This window comes from Bacillus jepli (genome assembly GCF_047238305.1).
In the GTDB taxonomy this organism is placed as follows: domain Bacteria; phylum Bacillota; class Bacilli; order Bacillales; family Bacillaceae_L; genus Ferdinandcohnia.
The window spans coordinates 2,131,642-2,151,948 of record NZ_JBDFMO010000001.1; the positions used below are offsets into that span (position 1 = coordinate 2,131,642).

21 protein-coding genes and 1 riboswitch are annotated in these 20,307 nt (G+C 38.1%); of the genes, 16 read left to right on the forward strand and 5 right to left on the reverse strand.

Annotation, left to right across the window (positions count from 1 at the left end; genetic code table 11):
• Positions 1 to 37 precede the first annotated feature (37 nt).
• The gene (locus tag ABC371_RS10720) at positions 38 to 1,009 is read right to left on the reverse strand and encodes an ABC transporter substrate-binding protein (protein WP_412896794.1); all 972 of its coding nucleotides are present in this window, start codon (positions 1,007 to 1,009) and stop codon (positions 38 to 40) included.
• 285 nt (positions 1,010 to 1,294) lie between these two features.
• Here ABC371_RS10720 and ABC371_RS10725 point away from each other — a divergent pair, with 285 nt between their 5' ends.
• From ABC371_RS10725 to ABC371_RS10745, 5 genes are all read left to right on the forward strand, one after another.
• Positions 1,295 to 2,299: a FecCD family ABC transporter permease gene (locus ABC371_RS10725; protein ID WP_412896795.1), complete on the forward strand. Its 1,005-nt coding sequence runs from the start codon at positions 1,295 to 1,297 to the stop codon at positions 2,297 to 2,299.
• Positions 2,296 to 3,354, forward strand: coding sequence for a FecCD family ABC transporter permease (locus tag ABC371_RS10730; protein ID WP_412896796.1), 1,059 nt, complete (start codon positions 2,296 to 2,298; stop codon positions 3,352 to 3,354). The genes ABC371_RS10725 and ABC371_RS10730 overlap by 4 nt, the downstream gene beginning before the upstream one ends.
• 78 nt (positions 3,355 to 3,432) lie before the next feature.
• Entirely contained in the window at positions 3,433 to 4,242 is an 810-nt protein-coding gene (locus ABC371_RS10735) for an ABC transporter ATP-binding protein (RefSeq protein ID WP_412896797.1), read from the forward strand.
• A gap of 2 nt (positions 4,243 to 4,244) precedes the next feature.
• Positions 4,245 to 5,021, forward strand: coding sequence for an IucA/IucC family C-terminal-domain containing protein (locus ABC371_RS10740; RefSeq protein ID WP_412896798.1), 777 nt, complete (start codon positions 4,245 to 4,247; stop codon positions 5,019 to 5,021).
• A gap of 1 nt (position 5,022) precedes the next feature.
• On the forward strand, positions 5,023 to 5,271 hold the full coding sequence (locus ABC371_RS10745; RefSeq protein WP_412896799.1) for a YusU family protein: 249 nt from the start codon (positions 5,023 to 5,025) through the stop codon (positions 5,269 to 5,271).
• A 36-nt stretch (positions 5,272 to 5,307) separates the two neighbouring features.
• Here the strand turns inward: ABC371_RS10745 and ABC371_RS10750 are convergent, their stop codons facing one another.
• Both ABC371_RS10750 and ABC371_RS10755 read right to left on the reverse strand, forming a co-directional pair.
• The gene (locus ABC371_RS10750) at positions 5,308 to 5,661 is read right to left on the reverse strand and encodes a spore coat protein (protein ID WP_412896800.1); all 354 of its coding nucleotides are present in this window, start codon (positions 5,659 to 5,661) and stop codon (positions 5,308 to 5,310) included.
• A gap of 13 nt (positions 5,662 to 5,674) precedes the next feature.
• Positions 5,675 to 5,998, reverse strand: a complete 324-nt coding sequence (locus ABC371_RS10755) for a hypothetical protein (RefSeq protein WP_412896801.1) — start codon at positions 5,996 to 5,998, stop codon at positions 5,675 to 5,677.
• Positions 5,999 to 6,196: 198 nt separating this feature from the next.
• Here ABC371_RS10755 and ABC371_RS10760 point away from each other — a divergent pair, with 198 nt between their 5' ends.
• On the forward strand, positions 6,197 to 7,114 hold the full coding sequence (locus ABC371_RS10760) for a proline dehydrogenase family protein (protein WP_412896802.1): 918 nt from the start codon (positions 6,197 to 6,199) through the stop codon (positions 7,112 to 7,114).
• A gap of 498 nt (positions 7,115 to 7,612) precedes the next feature.
• Here the strand turns inward: ABC371_RS10760 and ABC371_RS10765 are convergent, their stop codons facing one another.
• A complete protein-coding gene (locus ABC371_RS10765; RefSeq protein ID WP_412896803.1) occupies positions 7,613 to 8,782 on the reverse strand; it encodes an IS256 family transposase in 1,170 nt (389 codons plus the stop codon).
• 311 nt (positions 8,783 to 9,093) lie between these two features.
• On the reverse strand, positions 9,094 to 9,243 hold the full coding sequence (locus ABC371_RS10770; protein ID WP_136378524.1) for a YuzL family protein: 150 nt from the start codon (positions 9,241 to 9,243) through the stop codon (positions 9,094 to 9,096).
• Between the two features lie 246 nt (positions 9,244 to 9,489).
• Here ABC371_RS10770 and ABC371_RS10775 point away from each other — a divergent pair, with 246 nt between their 5' ends.
• From ABC371_RS10775 to ABC371_RS10820, 10 genes are all read left to right on the forward strand, one after another.
• Complete coding sequence (locus ABC371_RS10775) at positions 9,490 to 11,874, forward strand: 3-hydroxyacyl-CoA dehydrogenase/enoyl-CoA hydratase family protein (protein ID WP_412896804.1); 2,385 nt, start codon at positions 9,490 to 9,492, stop codon at positions 11,872 to 11,874.
• A gap of 70 nt (positions 11,875 to 11,944) precedes the next feature.
• Entirely contained in the window at positions 11,945 to 13,123 is a 1,179-nt protein-coding gene (locus ABC371_RS10780; RefSeq protein ID WP_412896805.1) for an acetyl-CoA C-acetyltransferase, read from the forward strand.
• A 58-nt stretch (positions 13,124 to 13,181) separates the two neighbouring features.
• Positions 13,182 to 14,966, forward strand: a complete 1,785-nt coding sequence (locus ABC371_RS10785; RefSeq protein WP_412896806.1) for an acyl-CoA dehydrogenase family protein — start codon at positions 13,182 to 13,184, stop codon at positions 14,964 to 14,966.
• A gap of 157 nt (positions 14,967 to 15,123) precedes the next feature.
• Entirely contained in the window at positions 15,124 to 15,483 is a 360-nt protein-coding gene (locus ABC371_RS10790) for an arsenate reductase family protein (protein ID WP_412896807.1), read from the forward strand.
• Between the two features lie 101 nt (positions 15,484 to 15,584).
• Positions 15,585 to 15,968 (forward strand): glycine cleavage system protein GcvH, encoded by a 384-nt coding sequence (gene gcvH / locus ABC371_RS10795; RefSeq protein ID WP_412896808.1) that lies wholly within the window; start codon positions 15,585 to 15,587, stop codon positions 15,966 to 15,968.
• Positions 15,969 to 16,164: 196 nt separating this feature from the next.
• The gene (locus ABC371_RS10800; RefSeq protein ID WP_412896809.1) at positions 16,165 to 16,359 is read left to right on the forward strand and encodes a YusG family protein; all 195 of its coding nucleotides are present in this window, start codon (positions 16,165 to 16,167) and stop codon (positions 16,357 to 16,359) included.
• Between the two features lie 152 nt (positions 16,360 to 16,511).
• Entirely contained in the window at positions 16,512 to 16,865 is a 354-nt protein-coding gene (locus ABC371_RS10805; protein ID WP_412896810.1) for a toprim domain-containing protein, read from the forward strand.
• A 74-nt stretch (positions 16,866 to 16,939) separates the two neighbouring features.
• Positions 16,940 to 17,245 carry a thioredoxin family protein gene (locus tag ABC371_RS10810; protein ID WP_412896811.1) on the forward strand — a complete coding sequence of 102 codons (306 nt, stop codon included), beginning with the start codon at positions 16,940 to 16,942 and terminating at the stop codon, positions 17,243 to 17,245.
• Between the two features lie 95 nt (positions 17,246 to 17,340).
• A complete protein-coding gene (locus ABC371_RS10815; RefSeq protein WP_412896812.1) occupies positions 17,341 to 18,618 on the forward strand; it encodes an MFS transporter in 1,278 nt (425 codons plus the stop codon).
• 186 nt (positions 18,619 to 18,804) lie between these two features.
• A riboswitch (SAM riboswitch) is annotated at positions 18,805 to 18,906 on the forward strand.
• Positions 18,907 to 18,982: 76 nt separating this feature from the next.
• Positions 18,983 to 20,305, forward strand: a complete 1,323-nt coding sequence (locus tag ABC371_RS10820; RefSeq protein ID WP_412896813.1) for an O-acetylhomoserine aminocarboxypropyltransferase/cysteine synthase family protein — start codon at positions 18,983 to 18,985, stop codon at positions 20,303 to 20,305.
• The last annotated feature ends 2 nt before the right edge of the window (positions 20,306 to 20,307 follow it).

Sequence of the window (20,307 nt, forward strand, 5' to 3'; positions counted from 1 at the left end):
TCCCGCCGAGTCGAAATGGCGGGAGCTTTTCGTTTCATTATTTTGCCATGTATTTTTCAATATCATCAAGCATGAGGTTAGCTGCTAGAACACCACCTGCAGTATTCCAAATAGGGTCACTTACTTTGTGTACATTGCCTTCCTTCACCGCATTTAAACCTTTCCATAGCGGATTATTAATCCATTCTTCCTCAACCTTTGTTGCTTCGCCATTACCTGTTTCATAGGTGAAATAGAAAATGACATCTCCATCCATTAATGGAATCTTTTCTTGATCAACTTCTCGAGCAAATTGATCATTTTGGTCTTGAGCAAACAAATCAACCTGTTGCTGTGGACGCTTCAAGCCTAATTGTTCAAAAATAACTCCTGAGAAAGAATCTGTATAATAAATTCGAGTTCGACCTTCCATAAAACGGACCACAGAAACTTCAGCATCCGTATTGATGTTCTCTTTTACCTTATTTAAATGGTCGTCAAAATCAGCGAGAACTTTCTTTCCTTCTTCCTCTTTATTGATTGCTTTTGAATAGAGGGTAAAGTTCTTTTGCCAATCGCCACGTAAGTCTTCAGCAAAAACTGTTGGGGCAATCGCCTTTAATTGCTCATAAATCTTTTCCTGACGCATTTTATTACCGATAATTAAATCAGGCTCAAGTGCAGCAATTGCTTCAATATTTACATTGCTCTCTTCACCAACAACTTCTACACCTTCCATTTGATCCTCAATATGAGCATACCAAGGATCTCCTATCCAAGAACGAACAGCACCCACAGGCTTAACACCCATTGCGAGTAAGGCTTCTGTTCCTTCATTTGTTAAAACAACAATTCGTTTTGGATCTTTGTTAATCGGTGTTGAACCCATCGCATGTTCAACTGTGTATGTATTAGGACTTTCAACTGCACCATTCTTGTCAGTATTGTCTGCAGCCCCACAAGCAGCCAATAATAGTGAAAATACAGCCAACGTAAAAAATCCAAGAAAAGTTTTCTTTCTAAAGTTCATTATGTATCCTCCTGTTAATTGATAATGATTTTCATTTACTTATGATGATAAAGTGATTTGAAAAGTAAGTCAATATAAAGTTGAGAATGATTTTCATTTCATTGACAATCATTCTCATTTCCAATAGACTAAAAGAGAATTAAACTACTAACTTTCTTGTCTTTTTACAATGAAGTAAGGACACAGGGAAGATGTATAACATTACAAAAAACACCTAATATTAACATAAACATGTTTACCCAAAGTCATACATGTCTTTCTAACTATTCAAGGAGTATTAAATAAATGGTTTTAAAATCAAATCAAGCGAAGCTTACGGGACTTGTGATCGGAATTTTAGTATTGCTATTATCGATATGTGCAAGCATTGTTTATGGATATACAGATACATCTTGGAAAATGGCATACGAAACTTTTACAGCTTATAATGGCTCAAACGAACACATAATCATTGAAACAATTCGACTCCCACGTGCTCTTATTGCAGCAGCTGTAGGAGCAAGTTTGGGAATAGCAGGAGCTCTTATGCAAGCCCTAACGAAGAACCCATTGGCATCACCAGGAATATTCGGAGTCAATGCTGGAGCGGGTTTTTTTATTGTCGCTGCAGTATCTATTTTCTCAATTAACTCCTTACAAGCTTTTACTTGGGTGGCCTTTTTAGGGGCTGCGGTTGCAGCATTTATCGTTTATTTCATCGGTTCACTTGGACGGGAAGGCCTTACCCCCATGAAATTAACATTAGCAGGTGCTGCAATTGCTGCCATGTTTTCTTCCTTCACACAAGGCTTGCTCGTCATTGATGAGATGGCGCTAGACCAAGTATTATTCTGGCTTGCAGGCTCCATCCAAGGCAGAAAGCTTGAAATGCTTACAAGTGTCCTTCCATATTTAGGAGTTGCTTGGGTCGCATCATTGCTCTTAGCGAATAAAATCAATATCTTATCAATGGGTGAAGATGTAGCAAAAGGACTTGGACAGCGAACAGGTACCGTTAAGCTTATAACAGCCATAACCATCATTCTGTTAGCTGGTGGAGCAGTAGCCGTGGCAGGACCAATTGGGTTTATCGGTATTGTCATTCCACATCTTGCGCGGGCTTTGGTTGGCATTGACCATCGCTGGATTCTTCCATTTAGCGGTATTCTTGGTGGCGTTTTACTCCTATTAGCTGATATCTCGGCTCGGTATATCGTCATGCCTGAAGAAGTGCCTGTAGGAGTTATGACGGCATTAATTGGAACACCTTTCTTTATCTATGTAGCGAGAAAGGGGTTTCATAAAGCATGAATAAATATAGAGCCTTTCGTATTGGTAAAAAGGGAAAAATCTCTTTTTTAATTGATAATAAAGCACTTGTTACGTTTTTTATTTTAATAGCAGTAGCAGTGATTTTGTTTCTAGTAAGTACGGGTCTTGGACAAATGAAGATTGACCCAATTACAGTTGTAAAAACACTATTTGGATATGGAACCCGAATGGAGCAATTGGTCGTTACATCGTTTCGTTTACCACGAATTATCATTGCCTTTTTAGTAGGTATGGCGCTGGCGGTTGCGGGTAGTATTTTACAAGGAATTATTCGAAATCCACTTGCCTCACCAGATATTCTAGGCATTACAGGCGGTGCGTCTGTTGTAGTAGTTGCTTTTTTAGCATACTTCTCAAATTCAAGTAATGCGTTAACCGTAAGTATTAAATGGATGCCAGTTGCTGCATTTGTTGGTGCAACTATTGTTGCTTTTTTAGTGTATGTTTTGGCTTGGAAAAATGGTGTTTCCCCTATACGACTTGTATTAATAGGAATTGGGGTTTCTGCCCTCACACAAGCTTTGACAACAACATTTATGGTAATGGGACCGATTTATCAAGCAAGCCAGGCAAATATCTGGATTACCGGGACTGTAAATGGATCGACATGGGCAAATGTACAAATTCTAAGTCCTGTTGTTATTATTTTAGTCATTATCTGCATGATGCTCTCGCGAAACTTAAACATTCAAGAGCTAGGAGAAGAACTTGCAACGGGTGTTGGAAGTGATGTACAGAAGCAACGATTTCTTTTATTGCTCGTAAGTACAGCATTAACAGGAAGTGCAGTAGCTTTTGCTGGTGGGATCGGTTTTGTTGGATTAATGGCACCCCATATGGCACGGAGATTAGTTGGTTCAGCCTTTGGTGCATTATTACCAACGGCAGCTCTTTTGGGGGGAATCCTAGTGATGCTCGCAGATTTAATTGGTAGGACCGTATTTTCACCAACGGAAGTTCCAGCTGGCGTATTTACGGCTGCAATAGGAGCACCATATTTTATTTATTTGCTCTATAAGAGTAGAAATAGCTAAAGACTGTTTGCTCTTGCATAAGGTCTTGTTCTGGCAGTTGTAGATTTTATAATATTGATTTGTAAGGGGGCGTACTTGATGGATGCATTGAAAACGGAAAACTTGACTTTATCGTACGGGGACTCCATTATCATCGAAAACTTACATCTTGAGTTACCAAAAGGTGAAATCACTGTTTTTATAGGTGGAAATGGATGTGGAAAGTCAACCTTGCTGCGTTCTTTAGCAAGACTACTAAAGCCAAAACAAGGTGCTGTTCTCTTAGAAGGAGAGGCGATTGCAAAGCTTGCGACAAAAGAAGTTGCTAAAAAGCTTGCGATTCTCCCACAAGGACCTACTGCTCCTGAAGGCTTGACCGTCCTCCAGTTGGTCAAACAAGGTCGTTACCCTTATCAAAACTGGCTCAAGCAATGGACAGAAGAAGATGAAAAAATCGTTAAACATGCCCTAGAGGCTACCAATATGACAGATTTTGCGGAGAGAACCGTCGATTCACTCTCAGGTGGGCAACGCCAGCGGGCTTGGATTGCGATGACACTTGCTCAGCAAACCGATATTATTTTACTTGATGAACCAACTACGTATCTTGATATGACACATCAAATTGAGATTCTCAACCTTTTATTTGAATTGAACGAAACAGAGAAACGAACAATTATTATGGTTTTACATGATTTAAATCTAGCTTGTCGCTATGCCCATCATATTGTAGCGATAAAGGACAAACAAATATATGGACAGGGCAAACCTGAGCTTGTCGTGAATGGCAGCCTTGTAAAAGATGTGTTTGGAATGGATTGTGAAATTGCCGTTGATCCGTTGTTCGGAACACCTTTATGTATTCCACACGGCAAGGGACGACGACTATTAGATAAGGTAGGAATATAACGATGTCAAACCTCCTTTCGGAAACGGAAATCAAACAATTAAAGGAATTCCGTTTTAGTGATAGGCAATTTCAATCAAGCCTATCAAGGCCTGTGATTGAGCTTTGTGATGAGAAAATCATACAGCAGTATTTAGACAATGTCGGAAAAAAGATTGCGGCGCCAGATAAACGTGTAGCTGCATCCATGTTCGTGAAGCGTTATGGATTTTTTGCGGTCCTTAATTTGTTTGCAATGACGGTATTCAACAAGCGATTAAATGTATCCTTGTCCAACATCTCATTGGAAACAAGTGAAGAAGAGAAAATGTGGTATTGGAATCCGAAGTTTTATTTCACAGATCTTCAGACCGTGTCAGCACCATCCGATTCACGAAATCAATGGCGAGACGATACAATTCGCGCTATTTTTCATGATCACATCCATGAAGTCATAATGACTCTTACAACGCACTCGGGATTATCGAAAAAGGTTCTTTGGGAAAATGTCGCTATCTATGTGTATTGGCTCTATGAATCTGTATTAACAAAACCAAAATTTGATGATAAACAAAAGAATATTCAAGAGGATTTCGAGTATATTGTCAAGCGAGCAGAAGGGGAATTATTCGGTCAAATTGCATTCAACCCTTTATCACGATATTTTGGTGTAAAGACATATCGACCAGAATACGACCAAAACATCCGCACGAGGAAAACGTGCTGTCTTTACTATAAGACGACAAGTAACGAAGACCGCTGTAAAACTTGTCCGTTTAATTGCAAAATAGGAGAAAAATAAGATGAATCAAAAAATAGAAGAACAAGTTGATGGATTGCTAGAAAAATATACAGAGCTTTTACTTGGTGAAAGTTCACCCGAATTAAAGGAAAAAGTAAAGCTTTGGTCCCTTTATATGCATATTTCAAAATCAATGCCACCACTTGCTAAGCACTGGAACCAAACCTATCCAGATGCAAAAGAGGGCATCAAGGAAATCATTGCAGAAATTAAAACATTAAATGAAGCACATCGTTCAAAAAACAAGTAAGAGATGAGCACCTATTCGTGCTTCATCTCTTTTTTCTTACTGGATGTTGTTATGGTCTGGAAACTGTGTCGTTGTATAGTTATAAAATTGTTGTAGCTTTTGTTGAACTTTTTGTGTTTCGGCTTCCTCAAGCTTATACCAGCCATTTTTGAACATGAGATTATAGAACTCTCTTTGACAGTCCTGCGTTTCATTAAAAATAGAACGGATATCCTCATATAATCCGTCATGACTCATTTCATTTAGAGCAGTGCTATAAGCGGCTGTCATATATTTTTCAGTTGCTAACATGTCGTTGATAAAATCACGATCATTCATTTGTGGTGTCTTTGGTACACTCGTTTTAGGATTCTTCACTTGGTTTTGATTTTGATTCATTTGCTGATTCATTTATGTAGCCCCCTTATTGCATTTGCTGGCTTTGCATTTGGCCTTGGTTTGGTTGCTGTGGCTGTTGACCTGTATGCTTTTGCATATGATCTAAAATTTGGCGATAGTGGCGCTCGTGCATTTGACATGCTTTTTCTAGCGCTTGTGAGATCTCAGACATCTGACATTGACTCGCATAAAAGTGCGCCTTTTTTAATGCCACAAGATTCCATGACATCATATCGGTTAAATACAACAGATCTTTCGACGAAATAATCGCAGGAGCTTCAGACATTTGGGATCCTTTTGGCGTATATAAAGGTTGCTGTTGCTGCTGTTGTGATTGCTGTTGTTGCATATGAAAACCCTCCTTATCCTATTTTCGTTATTAGGATGCCATTAAAACGTTTTTGTATGCAATGCATACAATATTACTGTAAGCGGTTAATATTTTTTTCTGTTGTATATTCAAGTCGAAATAAACGTGATAAACTAGATGTGAAATTAAGAGATTTATAGAAAAGAAACTAGAGTACGTTTCGAGGGGGAACTTGGAATGGAACATGTTTTACGAAATTTCTTTTTATTTTTATCGAAAAATAAAGCGTTTACAAAACTTGCAAGAAAATATGGCTTACGCTTGGGTGCTGCACGATTTGTCGCCGGGGAAACAATCGATTTAGCCGTAAAAAAAATACAAGAGTTAAATGCAAAGGGCCTCGCGGTCACCATTGATTATCTTGGTGAATTTGTGGATAGTATTGAAGAAGCAAATATGATGGCTGATGGCTCCATCGAGGCAATAAAAGCAATTGGTCGAGAAAAACTGAATGCGCAGCTTTCGTTAAAAATGACCTCCATGGGATTGGATATTTCAAATGAAGTTGTGTTGAATAATATGCGGAGAATCCTTGATGCTGCAAAAGAAAATGATGTTTTCGTGACAATCGATATGGAGGATTACTCCAGATGTGAAAAGACAATCGAAATCTTTAAAAAGCTTCGTACAGATTACGACAATGTAGGAACAGTAATTCAAGCATATTTATATCGGACTGTTAAAGATATTGAGGACTTAAATGAATACAATCCTAATCTTCGCCTTGTTAAGGGTGCCTATAAGGAGTCTCCGGAAGTAGCATTCCCGGAGAAGAAGGATGTGGATGAGAACTTTAAGAAAATCATTAAAATGCATCTCTTAAATGGAAACTATACAGCAATTGCTTCACATGATGAGGCGATCATTCAATATACGAAGGAATTAGTAAAGAAACATAATATCAGCCATGACCAATTTGAGTTCCAAATGCTATATGGGATTCGTTCAGAACGCCATGAGGAACTTGTGAAAGAAGGTTATACGATGCGCGTGTATGTACCGTATGGAACGGACTGGTATGGATATTTCATGAGACGTCTTGCAGAACGCCCTGCCAATGTAGCATTTGTTTTGAAGGGTGTATTTGGGAAGTAGAGTGGTTGAAAAATTGTAAAGCAGTGCGAGGAAGGAATGTTTTTCTCGCACTGCTTTTTGTTTGAGTGAAATTAGTCAAACTATGAAGACCTAATCACCAAGGATTCGGCTCTCAAAAGTCTTCATCGCGGTTGTGAGGCAATAGATATATACAGATTATCCCAATTGCGGTATGTCATTTGTTGTTTTGCGACTAGTGATATACCGATAATTCCATTTGCGGTATATCACTTATTGTTTTGCGAGTTGGTGATATACCGATAATCCCATTTGTGGTATATCAAATATCGTTTTACGGTGTGGTGGTATACCGATAATCCCATTTGCGGTATATCAAATATCGTTTTACGAGTCAAGCCCTTAATTTTGTGTAAAATTAATTCTATGGCTAACAATATTTATCAGGATATTAGATTTATTTGTGTTATGGGATTGATTTGTATTGGTTGGAAGGGGGTACCCCCTTCCAACCAATACAAATTTCGCGCGCTTCGCGCTCTATCTCTTTTTGATAGGTAGTTTTTTCAACAATTGTTTCTCTTCGTAGTCCATTAATACAGCTCCAATTAGGCGAAAGGCAGATTGAGTGTGAGGAAAAATTCTTATGACTCTTTCTCTTCGCCGGACTTCTTGGTTCAATCGTTCCAATGAATTTGTACTGTGTATATAAGAATGATATGGAGCTGGCTCGTTTAAATATTGGATGGCATCTTCGAAGCCTTCTTCTAAAATTTGTATTGCTTTTTTAAGTTTAGAATTTTCCTGATAGCTTTTTATAAACTCATCCTTAAATGTGCAGGCGTCTTCTCTTGTCACTGCTCCGAAAATTCTTTTTATATCAAAGATTACCTGTGCCGTGTTCTTCTTTGGAAGATCCCCCAAAATATTGCGTTTAAAATGGACAGTGCATCTTTGCCAAGAGGTTCCGATGAATTCGCGTTGAATAGCCTTTTTTAATCCTTCATGAGCATCTGATATTACTAGCTTTGGTGATTGTAATCCACGTGATTTTAAATCTTTGAAAAAACCTTGCCATGCATCAAAGTTTTCTACATGATCTACTTTTAGACCAATAACTTCTCTTTGATGTTTTTCATTTATAGCAGTAGCAATATAAACTGCTTTCGACACTACCCGGTGATGTTCGCGGACCTTGATGTACATGGCATCAGCGAAAATATATGGATAGTACATGACATTTAATGGTCGATTTGCCCATTGATTCACGATAGGCTCCAGCTTTTCTGTAAGAGATGAGACGAAGGACTTCGATACATTTTCACCACAAAGCTGCTTTACAACCTTAGTTACATTTCCGGTTGATACCCCGTTTATCACCATTTCTAACATAGAAAGAACGAAAGCTTTGTCACATCGCTCATACTTTTCAAAAATGGATGGAGAAAAGTCGCCTTCACGTGTACGAGGAACACGTAAAGTAATTCGTCCATTAGCTAGTAGTAAATCACGCTCATAATATCCATTACGATAATCACGACGAGTAACAGTCCGTTCATAAGCTTCTGCCTGTAGGTAATCATCACGTTCTTTTTCCATTAATTCATTAAGTACTAAAACTATGGAAGCTTTAACAACTGCTTCGATATTTGAATTCATAACAGCATCTTTTAAATTGTCTAAATTAAGGGTAAACTGAAGTTGAGTCAAGATTAATTCCTCCTTATGTTTTCGTCGCTGATAACATTGTGGCCAAATGGAATTAATTTGACTCATTTTCTTTTTACACAATTATACGGACTTAATCGTTTTACGACCTGGTGATATACCGATAATCCCATTAGCGGTAAATCATTTATCGTTTTACGGTGTGTTGATATACCGATAATCCCATTTGCAGTATTTCATTTATCGTTTTGCGGTATAGTGATATACCAATTACCCCGTTTTAACGTTTTGCATGCATGGTGATCCTACAGCCCTCATCAAAATTCCTGCCAAGGTGTATTGGTCAATTCTACTTATTCCTCGCTATCCGTATTATGCGCACCATATTGTTGGTTGGTGGATTGGGTTTTCCCGAATTTCTTCCTAGAATCTGGCCCTGCATTTCCTTTAACACTTGCTGCACTAACAGCGCGTTTAGATGGGTTTTTATCAACTTTCGCCATTTGATTGTCACCTCCATTTTTTAGAATTCCCTTTTTCACTATTTAAAAACGAATTAACAAAAAAAAGAAAAAATTGTTTCGTGTATATATTGCGAAAATTTAAATATTGTTTTATATTTAGATATAAAGGAACTCATTCTTTTGGATGTTCAATATTCAATGAGCTTGAAATGAATAAGGGATATTTTTTTTGAAGGAAAAATGAATGAGTATTCATTCAAAATGAATCAAAGGGGGAAACTGTGAATGATCCAAAGCATTAAAAGAGCTGCAGTTCTTGGTTCAGGAGTTATGGGCTCAGGTATTGCTGCACACTTAGCAAACATTGGAATACCTACCTTACTATTAGATATTGTTCCTCGTGAACTTTTAGAAGTAGAAAAAAAGAAAGGGCTTACACTAGAGGATAAAGAAGTTCGAAATCGTTTAAGTGATACTGCGGTTCAAAAGCTGTTAAAACAAAAGCCGGCGCCACTAACTTCTAAGGAAAATATCGCTCTTATTACAACCGGAAACTTTGAAGACGATTTGGCAAAGCTTTCAGAAGTGGATTGGATTATTGAAGTGGTTGTTGAAAACCTTGATGTTAAGAAAAAGGTTTTTAGCCAAATCGATAAGGTTAGAAAACCAGGCAGCATCGTAAGCTCCAACACATCTGGTATTTCGGTTGATGCAATGGCTGAAGGACGTTCAGAGGATTTTCAAAAGCACTTTTTAGGAACACACTTCTTCAACCCACCACGCTATTTGAAGTTGCTTGAAGTGATTCCGACAAAAAACACAAGCCCAGAAGTACTTACTTTTATGAAAACATTTGGTGAGGATGTACTTGGTAAAGGTGTCGTTGAAGCGAAGGATACACCAAATTTCATTGCAAATCGAATTGGAACATATGGATTACTTGTAACTGTTCGTGAAATGCTTAAGGGCGGATACAGTATTGGTGAAGTAGACTCCGTTACAGGTCCAATGATTGGTCGGCCAAAAAGTGCAACCTTCCGTACCCTTGATGTTGTCGGTCTTGATACATTTATTCATGTTGCAAACAATGTTTATGAGCAAGTGGAAGGTGAAGAAAAAGAAGTTTTTAATGTTCCTGACTTCATGAAGAAAATGCAGGAAAAAGGATGGTTAGGAAGTAAATCAGGGCAAGGTTTCTTCTTAAAGCAGGGTAAGGATATCCTTGAATTAAATCCTGAAACACTGGAATATCAAGAGCGCAAAAAGCTTCAAACTCCAGTTACTGCATCGATTAAACAAGTAAAAGGGACTTCGAATAAGATAAGAACGCTCTTATATGCAGAAGATCGCGCTGGAAAGCTTTTATGGAATATTACAAGCCCAGCACTTATCTATTCTGCTAATCTTCTAGGTGAAATTGCAGACGATATTGTTGCCATTGATGAAGCAATGAAGTGGGGCTTTGGTTGGCAATTAGGTCCATTTGAAATGTGGGATGCCATCGGTCTTGAAAATTCTGTGAAGAAGATGGAAGCAGAAGGTACCCAAGTGCCTGCGTGGATTAAAGATATGTTAGCAAACGGAAATACCTCTTTTTATAAGAAAGAAAATGGCTCTGTTTCTTACTATCAAGAGGGGGAATATAAAGCTGTTAAGGTAAACCCGAAGAACATTCATATCAAAACATTAAAAGAAACGAATGGCGTCATTAAGAAAAACAGTGGTGCTAGTTTAATAGATTTAGGTGATGATGTCGCATTATTAGAATTCACATCACCAAATAATGCAATTGGCTTCGATATTATTCAAATGATCAATTACTCCATAGAAGAAGTGGCGAAAAACTATAAGGGCCTAGTCATCGGAAACCAAGCGAAAAACTTCTGTGTTGGTGCAAACCTAGCGATGATCTTAATGGAAGCACAAGATGACAATTTCTATGACATTGAGCTTGTTGTACGCAATTTCCAACAAGCGATGATGAATATCAAATATAGTGAAAAACCGGTCGTGGTAGCGCCATTTGGGATGACCCTTGGTGGAGGAGCAGAAATCTGTCTACCGGCAGCGAAAATCCAAGCCTCAAGCGAAACGTATATGGGGCTGGTTGAAGTAGGTGTTGGTGTAATCCCTGGTGGCGGTGGTAACAAGGAGCTTTATATCAACCATCTTCAAGGAATGCCTACAGGAGTAGAAGTTAACCTTCAAAACGTTGCAAATAAAGTATTCGAAACAATCGCAATGGCAAAGGTTTCTACATCAGCTGAAGAGGCTCGAACAAATAACTTCTTAACAAAAGAAGACGGTATCACCTTTAACAGTGATCACCTTATCTACGACGCGAAACATTCTGTATTAGCATTATCCGCACAAGGCTATAAAGCCCCAGTGCGAAAGGAGGTACCAGTGGTTGGTGAAACAGGCTATGCAACCCTCCTTTTAGGAGCACAAGCAATGAAATATTCAGGCTATATTTCAGACCATGACCTTAAGATTGCGAAGAAGCTTGCCTGGGTTTTAGCGGGTGGTAATGTTCCATATGGTGCCGAGGTAGATGAGCAATACTTACTTGATTTAGAACGTGAAGCATTCCTAAGCCTTGTCGGTGAACCAAAGACACAACAAAGAATGCAACACATGCTTGTAAAAGGAAAACCATTACGTAACTAAACACACATGCTTAAAGGAGATTGAAATCTAAAAATCTCCTGCTGCGGTTAAAAAGTTAGGAGGGAATGTATTGAGAGAAGCAGTCATCGTAGCGGGTGCGAGAACCCCGGTTGGAAAAGCGAAAAAAGGGACTCTTGCAAACGTAAGACCAGATGATTTAGGAGCATTAGTTGTCAAGGAAACATTAAAGCGTGCAGGAAATTATGAAGGGAATATTGACGATTTAATCATAGGGTGTGCCATGCCTGAGGCAGAACAAGGCTTAAATATGGCACGAAATATTGGAGCATTAGCAGGACTGCCACATACCGTTCCAGCAATCACTGTGAATCGTTATTGTTCTTCAGGACTCCAATCAATTGCCTACGCAGCTGAAAAAATTATGCTAGGACACTCCGATACGGCCATTGCGGGTGGAGCAGAATCGATGAGTCTAGTCCCAATGATGGGTCATGTGGTGCGACCAAATGCGAAGCTTGCAGAAACAGCACCTGAATATTATATGGGAATGGGGCACACAGCAGAGCAAGTTGCAGTCAAGTATGGTGTTAGTCGCGAAGACCAAGATGCTTTTGCGGTAAGAAGTCATCAAAAAGCTGCAGCTGCAATTAAGGCAGGCAAATTTGTAGATGAGATTGTTCCAGTGGACGTTACTCTCCGACAAGTTGATCCAAATCATAAATTAGTAGAAAAACATATCCAGTTTTCACAGGATGAAGGAGTGCGAGAAGATACAAATCTTGAGGTATTAGCAAAACTAAGACCTGCATTCTCAGTGACTGGATCAGTAACGGCTGGTAATGCTTCACAAACGAGTGATGGTGCAGCCGCAGTCATGGTAATGGATCGTGAAAAAGCGACTAGCTTAGGCTTTACACCATTCGTGAAATTTAGATCGTTTGCTGTAGCAGGAGTACCACCTGAAGTAATGGGAATCGGTCCTGTAGCAGCTATTCCAAAAGCACTTAAAATGGCAGGTCTTGAGCTTTCTGATATTGGGTTATTTGAATTAAACGAGGCCTTCGCATCACAATCTCTACAAGTCATTCGTGAACTTGGACTTAATGAAGAGATCGTAAATGTCAATGGAGGTGCGATTGCACTAGGGCACCCACTTGGGTGCACAGGAGCAAAATTAACACTTACATTAATGCATGAAATGAAACGTCGCAACGTACAATTTGGTGTTGTCACGATGTGTATCGGTGGCGGAATGGGAGCAGCCGGAGTATTTGAATTATTAGCATAAGGGTAGTGGCTAACCATCATGGTTAGCCTCCAATGAATACTTTTTAGGGGGAAACAAAATGTCAAATGCAACTGATAAAGTCGTTTTAGGTGGAGGCTTTTTAATCGAAGAACTTGAAGCAGACCGTGTCTTTACACCCGAAGATTACACAGATGAGCATAAAATGATCGCAAAAACAACAGAGGACTATGTCGCAAATGAGGTTCTTCCACAGGTTGAACATCTTGAAAATCATGAATTCGACATTTCCGTAAAATTATTAAAAAGCGCAGGAGAGCTTGGTCTTTTAGGAGTAGATGTACCAGAAGAGTATGGTGGGCTCGGGTTAGACAAAGTAAGCTCCGCATTAATTGCTGAAAAAATGGCAAGAGCAGGTGGATTCTCCATTTCTCACGGTGCACATGTTGGTATTGGTTCACTTCCGATTGTTCTTTTTGGAAATGAAGAACAAAAGCAAAAATACCTACCTAAGTTAGCTAGTGGTGAGTTACTTGCAGCCTACGCGTTAACAGAGCCGGGATCAGGTTCTGATGCACTAGGTGCGAAAACGACTGCTAAATTAAATGCAGAAGGAACTCATTATGTACTAAATGGTGAAAAACAATGGATTACAAACGCTGGTTTTGCGGATGTATTTGTAGTATATGCAAAAATTGACGGAGATAAATTCTCTGCATTTATTGTTGAACGCGAATTTCCTGGTGTATCAACCGGTGCAGAAGAAAAGAAAATGGGAATCAAGAGTTCATCCACTCGTACATTGATTCTTGAGGATGCGCAGGTCCCAGTAGAAAATCTTTTAGGTGAAGTAGGCCGAGGACACGTGATTGCATTTAACATCCTAAACATTGGCCGTTATAAGCTAGGTGTAGGTGCAGTAGGTGGTGCTAAGAGCGCATTTGAACTTGCAGTTAAATATGCAAATCAACGTCAACAATTTAAAACACCAATCTCAAAATTTGGATTAATCCAAGAGAAATTAGCGAATATGGCATCAAAAATATATGCAGCTGAATCCAGTGTGTATCGTACAGTTGGCTATTTTGAAGATCGTATGGGTCAATTATCAGAAGAAGAAGTGAAGAATGGTAAGGAAGTAGCGAAGTCAATTGCGGAATATGCCATTGAGTGTTCAATCAATAAATTTTTCAATACAGAAGTATTAGATTATGTGGTGGATGAAGGTGTTCAAATCCACGGTGGGTATGGATTCATGCAGGAGTATGAAATCGAAAGAGCATACCGTGATTCACGTATTAACCGAATTTTCGAAGGTACAAATGAAATTAACCGTTTACTTGTTCCTGGAACATTCCTTCGTAAAGCATTAAAAGGAGAACTACCATTACTTGAAAAAGCTACACAGCTTCAGGAAGAGCTTATGATGCTAATGCCTGAAGAAGTGGGCGAAAGCGTTCTAGAGCAAGAGAAGTACCTAGTTCGTAATGCGAAGAAGGTAGGCTTAATGATTGCCGGACTTGCTGCCCAAAAATTCGGTCCAAAGCTTGAAAAAGAACAGGAAATCCTTGCGAATATTGCAGATATCGCAGCAAATGTCTATGCGATGGAATCAGTTGTTCTCCGTACAGAAAAAGCAATCAAAAAATCAGGTGAAGACAAGAATCAGCAAAAGATCCTTTATACACAAGTATTTGTTCAAGAAGCATTTAATGAAATTGAAGCACATGCAAAAGAAACTCTTGTTGCGACAGAAGAAGGTGATGTATTACGCATGATGACATCAGCTTTGCGTAAATTAACTCGCTTTACTCCTGTAAATGTGATTGCAAAGAAACGCGAAATTGCAGCAACCCTAATCGACGCTGAAAAATACACTGTGTAATAACAAGTACAGAGAAGCTCCTTTTTAAAAGGGGCTTTTTTTCTTTTTTTGCAGGATAAACCGGGATTAAGTCGAAATTAATCAGTGGAACACTGAAAGGTTTTTCATTCAAAATTTTATATGTTAAAATATTCTTGATGGATAAGGTGGTGAGAATATGGCATTAACATTTTATTGGTATCCGAAATGTGGAACTTGTCGTAAAGCAAAAAAGTGGTTAGAGGAACATCAGGTTGCCTTTGAGGAAATACATATTGTAGAGAATCCACCTTCAAAAGAGCAATTGAAAGAAATGTACGAAAATAGCGGATTAGAATTAAAAAAATTCTTTAATACAAGTGGTCAAAAATATCGTGAACTTGGATTGAAGGATAAAATCGGTTCTGCATCAGAGGATGAGTTGCTAGATCTGCTTGCATCTGATGGAATGCTAATTAAGCGCCCACTTACTACGGATGGAAACAAGGTAACGGTTGGATTTAATGAAGCGAATTTTGAAGCGACTTGGACAAATTAAATCGGATGAAAGCCTTTTTAAGGTCTTTTACATAAACACTTGTTGAGCAATTTCAACAAAAAAACGTATTTCATAAAATCGAATTTAATGGAGGGTACAAAATGAGCACACCTAAAGATTTACGTTATTCTGAAGAACATGAATGGGTGAAAGTTGAAGGGGAAAAAGTACGTATCGGAATTACAGATTTTGCACAATCTGAGTTAGGTGATATCGTATTCGTTGAGCTTCCAGAGGTTGGCGACGAAATTCAAGCAGACGAGCCATTCGGAAGTGTTGAGTCAGTTAAAACGGTATCTGAGCTTTATGCACCAATTAGTGGTAAGGTTGTAGAGATTAACGAAGACCTTGATGATAGCCCAGAATTCGTAAACGAATCTCCATATGAGAAAGCATGGATGATTGTTATTGAACCTGCAAATGCTGGAGATGTAGAGAACCTAATGACAGCTGAACAGTACGAAGAAATGACAAAAGAAGATTAATTCATAATGACAGAGCCAGTTAAGGTAAATTCCTTACTGGTTCTTTTTATTTTTGTAACGAACCAATAGACAACAACTCCAAACCGAATGAAGTTCATCTTAATGGACATTCTAAACTTAAATACCAAGGGAAGGATGTTTATCATGGTATTAAAACATACTCGAATTGATGTGACTGACCGAGTAGTTGGAAAGCTTGGAAATAACAAAATGGATCTATTTGTTTAAAAAAGAACCTATTGGTAAAATTCGGTTTACAAATGAAGGAGCTCATTTTGAATTAAAGCAGGGATATGAGCAGGAAGAAAGTAAAATTTTCACCTTTGCAGATGTACCTTCACCCCCAGATATGAAATATGTTGATTGTGACGATGAAAATGGTTGGTGTTAAAAGACAGTGGAAACCCACTGTCTTTTTTTCCATAACTTTTTGGAGTATTTATCACCAAAATGAATCTTCACGATAAAATGAAGGAAAAGCAGTTATATAAATCGAATAGAAGTAATAGGCATATAAATGTACACTTGAAATAAGGTGATGAAATGGTGGCTTTTGATGATCAAGAAAAAGTAATCATTGTTGAGGGGAGAACAGATAAAAAGAAGATTGAAACGGTAGTAAATGAACCAGTTGAAATCATTTGTACGAATGGAACAATAAGTATTTCGAAACTCGATGAATTAATTGAACATTTATTTAATAAAGATGTCTATATATTAGTAGATGCTGACAGTGCAGGGGATAAGCTAAGAAAACAGTTTAAACGAGAATTTCCTGAAGCTCGGCATTTGTTTATCGATAAAACCTATCGCGAGGTTGCGACAGCCCCTGAACATCATATAGCAACTGTACTGCTTTCAGCAAATATTGATGTTCACGCAGAATTTTTATTGTAAGCTTTTCATCATATGTCTTTTCTAAAATCATGTTACAATAAAAGTCAATTAAGAAAATAAAGGTTGTAGTTGACATGAAAGAATGGAAAGAACACGAAATTGATCTGAAACTTAACAATCAGGATGAGTTTTGGCTTTATTTATATACACCGATGTGTGGAACCTGCCAAGTGGCATCCAAAATGATCACGGTAGTTGATGAATTACTGCCACATGTAACTATCGGAAAAAGCGACCTCAATTATTTACCTAAAAAAGCAATTGAGTGGCAAATCGAAAGTGTCCCTTGTTTTATGCATATAAAAGATGGGAAAGTGCTAAAAAAATACTACGCATTCCACTCGGTTCCCTATTTGCTTGAAATAGTTTCAAAAGACTGAACAACGCGTGATTTTCGCGTTGTTTTTTATTGCAATTTTTTAGAAAAGTTGTATGATATTTAGGGAATCGAAATATTCAAAACATGGGAGCGCATATGAGCAGCATAGTGACAGAATGGAAAACACAATACAAATCATACAATCAAAATATTAAACTATTTATTTTAGCGACCATTTTTACACAGCTAGGCATGGGTATGTTTACAATCATGTATAACTTTTATGTGCGAGAACTGGGCTACTCTGAGCAAACGAATGGAACTATTATCGCCATGACAGCATTGGCATCTGCCATTATATTAGTTCCCGCAGGTCTTATGAGTGATAAATTTGGTAGAAAAAAAGTGATGGTACTAGGTGTTGCTGTTTCAACAATAGCCTTCTTTGCTAGAAGTATATTGGATGTGGAACAGTTATTGATAGCAACTGCATTTTTAACAGGATTGTCGACGGCTTTTATCCAGGTATCCGGTGTCCCATGGTTGGCCGAAAACTCTTCTTCTTCACAAAGGGTTCATCTTTTTAGCTTTCATTCGGCAATCATGATGATTGCCCAGGTTGTTGGAAACATTGCAGGCGGGGCATTGTCTGACACCTTCCAATTTATTTTTCATATGAGCGGACTTTGGAGTGTTAGAATCACGCTGTTAATTGCAACGATCATCTATGTTGCAGGAATTCTACCAATCATTAAAATGAATGAACAACGCAGACAACAACCAAAAATGAAAACAGTAGAATCTTTTGGTCAAAAATTAAAAACCAATAAATCGCAAATCAAATTAATTGCTATGTTTGCCATAGCACAAATGATCATAGGATTTGGTTCTGGATTAGTCATTCCTTATCTCAATTTATATTTTGCAGATCGCTTTCTAGCAAGCAATACGATAATCGGACTTATTCTCTCATTGGGACAAGCTGCAACTGCAATTGCAATGATTATCGGACCCATTATTGTGAGTAAGGTTGGGGAAGTACGTGCGGTGGTGTATTTGCAATTATCCTCACTTCCATTCCTTCTACTAACAGGGTATACGGAAAATTTATACATAGCAGCCATCGCCTTTTTATTTAGGCAAGCATTAATGAATGCGGGTAACCCGATTCAAGCTTCTCTTGTTATGGGAAGAGTGAACGATTCGATGAAGGGTCTTGCGAATTCAGTGAATCAAATGGTGTTTTCATTAGGATGGGCACTAATGGGACCTGTATCGACGTCAATCGTAATGATACATGGAGCTTATTGGGGCTATGCATATGTGTTTACAATTACTTCAGTTTTATATCTAATCGGGTCGCTATATTTCCTACTTGTATTCAGTAGAAAATCCTTTCGTAATGAGGAAAAACAAGTAGCAAAAATATCATAATATGTCATATTTCCCGGGAAAAAAGAAGTAAATAAACGATGCATGTATAAATTTGTTTCAAATATGTGTCGAAATATGACATGAAATTTCAAATTGCTCATTTTTTCTAAAAATTCTTATTGACATATAATAGAAAAAGGTTTAGCATGATATTAACTTGTTAAAGTAATAAATTTCATATTGAAAATCTTATCTAGAGTGGCGGAGGGAATGGCCCTATGAAGCCCGGCAACCGGTAATTTACACGGTGCTAATTCCAACAGACATTTTTTGTCTGAAAGATAAGAAGAGAAATCGTACATACACCTCTTCTTATCGAAGAGGTTTTTTATTTATATAAACAAAACAAAAGGGAGAGATTCAAATGACTGAGAAACAAAAAAACTATAGACCAGAGACAATTGCTGTCCATGGAGGTCTTGAAGCAGATCCAGTAACAGGTGCAAGAGCCGTACCAATCTATCAATCAAATGCATTTAAATTTAATACAACTGAACATGCAGCAAATCTATTTGGACTTAAGGAAAATGGATATATTTATACGCGTATTCACAACCCAACTACAACTGTTTTTGAAGAAAGAGTTGCACAATTAGAGGGTGGCGTTGGTGCATTAGCTGTTTCTAGTGGAATGGCTGCGATTACCACAGCTATTTTGAATATTGCGGGTGCAGGAGATGAGATTGTCTCTGCTTCTACACTTTATGGTGGAACATATAACTTATTTGCGAATACACTTCCTAAATATGGAATTAAGACACATTTAGTAGAACCTAATAATCCAGAAAACTTCCGTCAAGCCATAACGCCAAATACAAAGGCGATTTTTGCTGAAACAATCGGAAATCCAAGCTTAGATATTCTTGATATTGAAGCAGTAGCAAATATTGCTCATGAAGCAGGAATTCCATTAATTATTGACAATACATTTGCGACACCATACTTATGTCGTCCAATTGAGCATGGAGCAGATATCGTTATTCATTCCGCAACAAAATGGTTACTAGGTAATGGTACAACAATGGGTGGAATTATTGTGGATGGGGGTAAATTCGATTGGAATTCACCAAAATTCCCTGGATTTACAACACCAGATCCAAGCTACCATGATCTAGTCTATGCTGATGCTTTAGGACCTGTAGCTTATATCATTAAAGCAAGAGTTCAACTTCTTCGTGATTTAGGTCCAGCTTTAAGTCCTTTTAATTCATTCCAATTTAACCTTGGTCTTGAAACATTACACGTTCGTATGAAAGAGCATATTGCAAATACGAAAAAAGTTGTTTCATATCTTAAAAATCATCCTGGGGTTGAATGGGTACTGTATCCTGGTGAGGACGATCACCCGAACAAACAATTAGCTGATAAATATTTACCAAAAGGTGCAGGTTCAGTTGTTGTGTTTGGTATTAAAGGTGGTAGAGAAGCGGGTGAGAAGCTAATTAATAATGTTGAGCTTTGGTCACATGTTGCAAACGTTGGTGACGCAAAGAGTTTGATTATTCATCCAGCTAGCACAACACACCAGCAATTAAGCCCGGAAGATTTAAAGTTGTCTGGTGTTACGGAAGACTTAGTTCGCTTATCTGTTGGAATCGAAAATATTGAAGATATTTTAGAAGATTTAGAGCAAGCCATTAAAGTAGCTAATGGAACAAGTTCTGTTTCACCATTGCCTACAGCTTAAGT

What these genes read in the sequence shown, in the direction of transcription:
- ABC371_RS10820 (WP_412896813.1), top strand. Translation starts at nt 18,983, where the DNA reads ATGACTGAGAAACAAAAAAACTATAGACCAGAGACAATTGCTGTCCAT.
- ABC371_RS10740 (WP_412896798.1), top strand. Translation starts at nt 4,245, where the DNA reads ATGTCAAACCTCCTTTCGGAAACGGAAATCAAACAATTAAAGGAATTC.
- ABC371_RS10720 (WP_412896794.1), bottom strand. Translation starts at nt 1,009, where the DNA reads ATGAACTTTAGAAAGAAAACTTTTCTTGGATTTTTTACGTTGGCTGTA.
- ABC371_RS10750 (WP_412896800.1), bottom strand. Translation starts at nt 5,661, where the DNA reads ATGAATCAGCAAATGAATCAAAATCAAAACCAAGTGAAGAATCCTAAA.
- ABC371_RS10810 (WP_412896811.1), top strand. Translation starts at nt 16,940, where the DNA reads ATGAAAGAATGGAAAGAACACGAAATTGATCTGAAACTTAACAATCAG.
- ABC371_RS10770 (WP_136378524.1), bottom strand. Translation starts at nt 9,243, where the DNA reads ATGGCGAAAGTTGATAAAAACCCATCTAAACGCGCTGTTAGTGCAGCA.
- ABC371_RS10785 (WP_412896806.1), top strand. Translation starts at nt 13,182, where the DNA reads ATGTCAAATGCAACTGATAAAGTCGTTTTAGGTGGAGGCTTTTTAATC.
- ABC371_RS10755 (WP_412896801.1), bottom strand. Translation starts at nt 5,998, where the DNA reads ATGCAACAACAGCAATCACAACAGCAGCAACAGCAACCTTTATATACG.
- ABC371_RS10725 (WP_412896795.1), top strand. Translation starts at nt 1,295, where the DNA reads ATGGTTTTAAAATCAAATCAAGCGAAGCTTACGGGACTTGTGATCGGA.
- gcvH (WP_412896808.1), top strand. Translation starts at nt 15,585, where the DNA reads ATGAGCACACCTAAAGATTTACGTTATTCTGAAGAACATGAATGGGTG.
- ABC371_RS10760 (WP_412896802.1), top strand. Translation starts at nt 6,197, where the DNA reads ATGGAACATGTTTTACGAAATTTCTTTTTATTTTTATCGAAAAATAAA.
- ABC371_RS10730 (WP_412896796.1), top strand. Translation starts at nt 2,296, where the DNA reads ATGAATAAATATAGAGCCTTTCGTATTGGTAAAAAGGGAAAAATCTCT.
- ABC371_RS10805 (WP_412896810.1), top strand. Translation starts at nt 16,512, where the DNA reads ATGGTGGCTTTTGATGATCAAGAAAAAGTAATCATTGTTGAGGGGAGA.
- ABC371_RS10745 (WP_412896799.1), top strand. Translation starts at nt 5,023, where the DNA reads ATGAATCAAAAAATAGAAGAACAAGTTGATGGATTGCTAGAAAAATAT.
- ABC371_RS10790 (WP_412896807.1), top strand. Translation starts at nt 15,124, where the DNA reads ATGGCATTAACATTTTATTGGTATCCGAAATGTGGAACTTGTCGTAAA.
- ABC371_RS10815 (WP_412896812.1), top strand. Translation starts at nt 17,341, where the DNA reads ATGAGCAGCATAGTGACAGAATGGAAAACACAATACAAATCATACAAT.
- ABC371_RS10775 (WP_412896804.1), top strand. Translation starts at nt 9,490, where the DNA reads ATGATCCAAAGCATTAAAAGAGCTGCAGTTCTTGGTTCAGGAGTTATG.
- ABC371_RS10735 (WP_412896797.1), top strand. Translation starts at nt 3,433, where the DNA reads ATGGATGCATTGAAAACGGAAAACTTGACTTTATCGTACGGGGACTCC.